Source organism: Streptomyces tricolor, from assembly GCF_002155905.1.
GTDB lineage: Bacteria > Actinomycetota > Actinomycetes > Streptomycetales > Streptomycetaceae > Streptomyces > Streptomyces tricolor.
Window position 1 is genome coordinate 1 of sequence record NZ_MUMF01000429.1, and the last position, 5,633, is coordinate 5,633.

The following is a 5,633-nucleotide window of genomic DNA, read 5'->3' on the forward strand; positions in this document are numbered from 1 at the left end:
GGGGGACGGCGGCGTGCGCCGGGGGCCGTCGCCCGGCCGTCTTCGTCATGGCGGTCAGCTCCGGGCCAGAATGCTGTCGATCTTGCCGGACGCCTCCTTGAGGAGCTGGTCGATGTCGGCGTCCTTCTTGGTCAGGACGGCGGAGACGGTGCCGTCGAGGACGGAGTAGATCTGCTGGGCGTGCGGCGGTTCGATCTTCAGCCGGAGCTTCTGGTTGCCGTCGAGGAACGCCTGGTAGTTCTCCACCGGGACGTTGGCGTTGGCCTTCTTGACCTTCTGGTCGACGGCGTCGGCGGCGCCGGTGAACAGGCGCGGCTCGGGCAGGCCGACGGGGGCGTCGTGCTTCCTGGCGCGCGCGTAGTCGCCGAGGAAGCCCTTGCCCGGGGTGAGGAACATGTGGTCGAGCCACTTCAGGCCGGCGCGGATCTGGGCGGGCGTGGCCTTCTTGCTGATCATGTAGCCGTCGCCGCCGATGAGGGTGCCCTTGCCGCCCGGCATGGGGGCGAGGGCGAGGTCCTGGTAGTTGCCGCCCTTCTCCTTGACCAGGATCGGGATGTTGTCGGGGGCGGCGAGGTACATGCCGAGCTTGCCCGAACCCATCATCTGCTGCACGTCGTTGATGACGAGGAGCTGCTTGCTGCCCATCGAGTCGTCGGTCCACCGCATGTCGTGCAGGTTCCGCAGGACGGCGCGGCCCTCGGGGGTGTCGATGGTGGCCTTCTCGCCGTCCGCGCCGACGACGTCGCCGCCCTGCGAGTACAGCTCGGCGGTGAAGTGCCAGCCGCCCTGGTTCTGCGCGCTGTAGTCGGCGTAGCCGACCGTGCCGTCGCCCAGGGCGGCGATCCGCCGGGCGGCGGTGCGGACCTCGTCCCAGGTCGCCGGGGGCTTGTCCGGGTCCAGGCCGGCTTTCTCGAAGAGCGCGCGGTTGTAGATGAGCCCCATGGAGTAGCCGGTGCGCGGGATGCCGTAGACCTTGCCGTCGACGGTGTAGATGTCCCGCAGCTGCTTCTGGATGCTGTCGTAGGTCTTCAGCTCCTTCAGGTACGGGGTGAGGTCGGCGGCCTGGCGGACGTCGACCACGTGCCGCGCGTCCGTGAAGTACGTGTAGAACACGTCCTCCATCTGGCCGCCGGCGAGCTTGGCGTCGAAGGTCTTCGGGTCCTGGCAGGGGAAGGCGTCGTGCGCGACGACGTCGATGTCCGGGTGGGCCTCCTCGAAGGCGGCGACGTCCTCCTCGAAGAAGGCGCGGTCGACCTTGGCGCTCCTGGGCGGCTCGCAGTTGACGGTGATGCGGGTCCTGCCGCTCGCCGCACCGCCGTCACCGGACCCGCAGGCGGTGGCGGCGAGGACGAGCGAGGAGCAGACGCCGAGCGCGAGGACGGTACGGCGGAACCCGGTGCTTCTCATCGGTGGACCCCTCATGGCACTCGTGGCAGCAGCGGTGGGCGCCGCACACTCAAGCACCGCCGACAGCGGTCCGCAAGATGTCGCGCAGGATCTGGAATTATTTGACAGCGGCTTGGATCTTCCGGCGCTCAGTCGCGCGGGGCTTGCGCGGTGGAGCCGCGGACCACCAGTTCCGGCTCGAACAGCAACTCCTCGGCGGGTACGGCGGTGCCGCCGATCTGCGCGTTGAGCAGCTCCACGGCCGCGCGTCCCATGGCCTCGATGGGCTGGCGGACGGTGGTCAGCGGGGGCTCGGTGCAGTTCATGAACGCCGAGTCGTCGTAGCCGACGACGGAGATCCGGCCCGGGACGTCGTACCCCTTGCGGCGGGCGGCCCGGACGGCGCCGAGTGCCAGCGGGTCGGAGGCGCAGATGAGGCCGGTGACGCCCCGGTCGATGAGCCGGGAGGCGGCGGCGTGCCCGCCCTCGAGGGAGAAGATGGCCCGCGCCACGAACTCCTCCGGCAGATCACCGGCGACCGCGCGGGCTGCGGCCAGTTTGCGGGCCGAGGGGACGTGGTCGCCGGGGCCGAGGACCAGGCCGATGCGCTCGTGGCCGAGGGAGGCCAGGTGCCGCCAGGCCTGCTCGACCGCCACGGCGTCGTCGCAGGACACCCCGGGGAAGCCGAGGTCCTCGATGGCCGCGTTGACCAGCACGACCGGGATGTTGCGCTCGGCGAGCAGCCGGTAGTGGTCGTGCGGCGCGTCGGCCTGGGCGTAGAGGCCGCCGGCGAAGACGACACCGGAGACCTGCTGCTGGAGCAGCAGCTCGACGTAGTCGGCCTCCGACACGCCGCCCTTGGTCTGCGTGCACAGCACCGGGGTGAGCCCCAACTGGGCGAGGGCACCGCCGATGACCTCGGCGAACGCCGGGAAGATGGGGTTCTGCAACTCGGGCAGGACGAGGCCGACCAGCCGGGCGCGTTCGCCGCGCAGCTGGGTGGGGCGCTCGTAGCCGAGGACGTCGAGGGCGGTCAGCACCGCCTGCCGGGTGGCGTCGGAGACTCCGGGCTTGCCGTTGAGCACCCGGCTGACCGTGGCCTCGCTGACCCCGACCTTCTTCGCCACTTCCGCAAGTCGTCGCGTCATGGCCGCAAGCCTAGCGCAAGTTACGCAAGCGGCTTGCGTAAAGGAGGGGAGGAGCCCGGCGCCGCCGGCGACCTGAACGCCGACGGTGCCGGGTCAGTTCCCGGGAGAGGGGACGACCGACAGATGGGAGGCCGCGCCCCGCGGGCGGCGCGTACGGCGCACCGGGGCGGCGGACCGGCGGGGATCGCGCAGGACCATCGTCAGCCGCCGGTAGCCCAGCTCCAGCAGCGGCTGCGGCGACTCCTCGACGATGCGGCACTCGGTACGCCCGCGGCGCGGGTCGGGGTGGTGCAGCAGGCGGACGGCGCCGTCCAGACGGGTCGCGGCCTCGCCCACGGACCGGATCCAGTGCGGCAGGCCCTGCCGGTAGGCGGCCTCCATGATCGGGTCCTGGGCGATCTCCCGGCGCATCGCCTGGAGTTCGTGGTCGTGGGCGTGGGTCTCCAGCGCGGACCGGAGCTGGGCCAGCATGGGCAGGCACCAGCCGGGCTCGTGCTCGCCGAGGACCTCGCCCGCGTCGGGGTGGAACAGGACGAATCTGAGGAAGTTCTCCCCCGGCATGGCCGTCGGATGGGGGCGCACGCCGTGGAAAAGTGTCTCGAACGCGCTGTTGGCCATGACCACGTTCCAGTGGCGGTCCACGACCAGCGACGGGCAGGACAGATACTCCAGCAGCGCTCCGTAGTCCTGAAGGTACGCCTGGGTCTCGCAGGTCTCGGGGACGGGCCGCGGTGCCGGCCGCTGCCCTCCTGCCTGATGTGCCATCGGGAGGTCACCCCTCTTGCCTCTGCGGCCTTTCTCGCGGCGTTGCGATCCTGCTGCCCCGCCACAAGTCGTGTCAACTATCGTGGCATTTCATGCCGGTTGACGGCTGAAATTCGCCACAGTTGTGGCGACACCTGGATGTGAGTTCGAGACACCGGCTACTCTCCGGGAAGTTCACGGCGATCGCTCGTGAGAAGCACGGACATCTGAAGCCCTCTAGAGACGTAGGAGTTCTGTCGGTGACGGATGGCTACGAGGATCCGGGCGCCTCGGCGACCGCCCAGCTGCCGGCCGTCGTCGCCCGCGTCACCGCGCTCGCCGACCGCCTCGGCGTGCCGCACGCCGAGGTCTTCGACGTCGGGCGGCTGTCCATCGCCTGCGGGGTCCCGGAGCCGGTGGTCAGGGCCCTGCTCAGCGGTCGGCCCGCGGGCGAGCCGGACGTCCAGGCCCGCTTCCTGCAACGCCTGGACCTGCTGCGCCGCACCCGGCTGAAGCCGAACGGCCGCAGGTACACCCAGCAGGAGATCGCCGACGGCGCGGGCATGTCCCGCCAGCAGGCCGGCGCCCTCATCAACGGCGACCGGCGGCCCACCATGGAGCACTGCGACGCGCTGCAGCGCTTCTTCCGGGTGCACGCCGGGTTCCTCACCGCGGAGGACCCCGAGGCGCTCGCGGGCGCGTTGCAGCGCACCGAGCAGGAGCTGCTGCAGAAGCTCGCGGACCGGGAGCGGGCCGCCGCCGAGGCCGCGGCGGATCCGCTGGAGCGGCTGCTGCAGGACCACGGCGTGCGCGGAATCGCCTGGCGGGCCGCGCAGTTGCCCACCGACCAGCACCGGGACAAGGTGGCCGAGTGGCTCGACATGCTCCTGGAGAGCGTGAAGCGCCCCGAATCCTGAGACGGAAGCGGAACGCGCGGCGGGCGCCGGCGGGACCGACGGCGCCCCGCCGGCGGTTGGGCCCTTCTGCACGTGGCGAGCGGGCGCCGGACTTCGCCTGCGGGCCGCCCCGGGCGGCCGGCAGGCGCGCGCCTAGTCCGGTGCGGCGGCCGGCAGGGGGCGGACCGTGAGGATCTGCTGGGCGTGGCCGACGGGGCCGGCGAGGTCGTACAGGACCGTGCTGGTGACGCCCTGGCCGGCGGGGCCGAAGGTGACGGTGGTGTCGAGCCCGGTCCAGCGGCCCTCGGGGCGGCGGTGCAGGTGGACGGTGAGGTCGACGTTGGGGAACATCCAGGCGGTGGGCGGCTGCCGTACGGCGATCCCGTTGGCGGTGTCGACGAGCGCGATGTAGGACGCGAGCGAGCCGACGCTCTGCCCGGCGACGAGGTCGAGGCCGGTGGAGACCCAGGCCGTCGCGCGGCCCGGCTGCGGGGGCGCGAGCGGGCGCACGTCCAGGGAGGCGATGTACCCGCCCGGCCACACCGAGGTCAGCGGCCAGGGGCGGAGCGTTCCGGGAGGCGGGAGCCGGTCGGCGGTGCCGCCGGCGACGGCGGTGGTGTCACCGGTCGCGAGGAGCCAGGCGCGGGCCCGCACGGCGGGGCGGCCAGCGATGACGGCGACGGCTTCGACGAGTTCGATGGTGCGGCCCGGCCGGACGGTCCCGATCCGGATCTCGCACTCGTCCAGGGCGAGCCGCCCCAGGATGTCGAAGCTGATCCGGGACAGGGCCGCCGGGCCGGCGCCCGGCCGTGCGGCCACATGGCGGTCGATGGCGTGGACGATGAGACCGGCGAGCGGGCTGAAGTGCTGCTCGCCGGGGTCCCACGCACCGCTCGCGTGCCCGGTGGGCTTGTAACGGTGCTCGTCGACGGGTTCGTAGTAGCTGCCGGTGGTCAACGGGGGAATCCTCTCGGGCCTGCGGGCGGGGGGCGCGACGGTGGAGCCGGGTGCCCTCAGCGCGCCAGGACGGTGCTGGCCAGGGCCACGTGCACGGCGGTGCCGGCGAGGATGCTCAGCAGGGCGTTGCGGCGCCACAGGTGCAGGCCGGCGGTGACGGTCAGGGCGGCGAGCGGGGCCAGCGCGCGGGTCTGGGTGACCGGGAGGTCGCGCAGGCAGTAGACGACCAGGATCACCATGACGCCGGCGGGCATCCGGGTGCTGAGGTACCGCACGGTGGCGCTGGCGCGCAGGGGGGCCAGGGCGGCGAAGGGCAGCGCGCGCAGGGACCAGGTGACGGCGGCGGCGACGAGGATCGCGGCAACGGCGTAGCGGGCGTCAGGCATGGGCGGGCTTCCGGCCGGTGGCGAGGTGGCGGGCCAGGAGGCCGGCGGTGAACAGGGCGAAGGCGGCCAGGAGCAGCTGGTGGGGGAAGAGGAGGCGGGCGGCCAGCGCGCACAGC

The 5,633-nt window shown here is 72.5% G+C and carries 6 protein-coding genes; 1 reads left to right on the forward strand and 5 read right to left on the reverse strand.

From position 1 onward, the window contains the following. Positions 1–54 precede the first annotated feature (54 nt). From CCN44_RS28315 to CCN44_RS28325, 3 genes are all read right to left on the reverse strand, one after another. Complete coding sequence (locus CCN44_RS28315; RefSeq protein ID WP_086700633.1) at positions 55–1,407, reverse strand: ABC transporter substrate-binding protein; 1,353 nt, start codon at positions 1,405–1,407, stop codon at positions 55–57. Positions 1,408–1,535: 128 nt separating this feature from the next. Next, positions 1,536–2,534, reverse strand: a complete 999-nt coding sequence (locus CCN44_RS28320) for a LacI family DNA-binding transcriptional regulator (RefSeq protein ID WP_202430388.1) — start codon at positions 2,532–2,534, stop codon at positions 1,536–1,538. 93 nt (positions 2,535–2,627) lie between these two features. Continuing rightward, on the reverse strand, positions 2,628–3,299 hold the full coding sequence (locus CCN44_RS28325) for an MmyB family transcriptional regulator (protein WP_086700636.1): 672 nt from the start codon (positions 3,297–3,299) through the stop codon (positions 2,628–2,630). Positions 3,300–3,538: 239 nt separating this feature from the next. Between CCN44_RS28325 and CCN44_RS28330 the strand changes: the two genes are divergently transcribed. Further along, the gene (locus CCN44_RS28330; protein WP_059254474.1) at positions 3,539–4,195 is read left to right on the forward strand and encodes a helix-turn-helix domain-containing protein; all 657 of its coding nucleotides are present in this window, start codon (positions 3,539–3,541) and stop codon (positions 4,193–4,195) included. Positions 4,196–4,327: 132 nt separating this feature from the next. Here the strand turns inward: CCN44_RS28330 and CCN44_RS28335 are convergent, their stop codons facing one another. Continuing rightward, complete coding sequence (locus CCN44_RS28335) at positions 4,328–5,131, reverse strand: thioesterase family protein (protein WP_059254473.1); 804 nt, start codon at positions 5,129–5,131, stop codon at positions 4,328–4,330. 56 nt (positions 5,132–5,187) lie between these two features. Beyond that, positions 5,188–5,517, reverse strand: coding sequence for a branched-chain amino acid transporter permease (locus tag CCN44_RS28340; protein WP_059254471.1), 330 nt, complete (start codon positions 5,515–5,517; stop codon positions 5,188–5,190). Positions 5,518–5,633 lie beyond the last annotated feature (116 nt).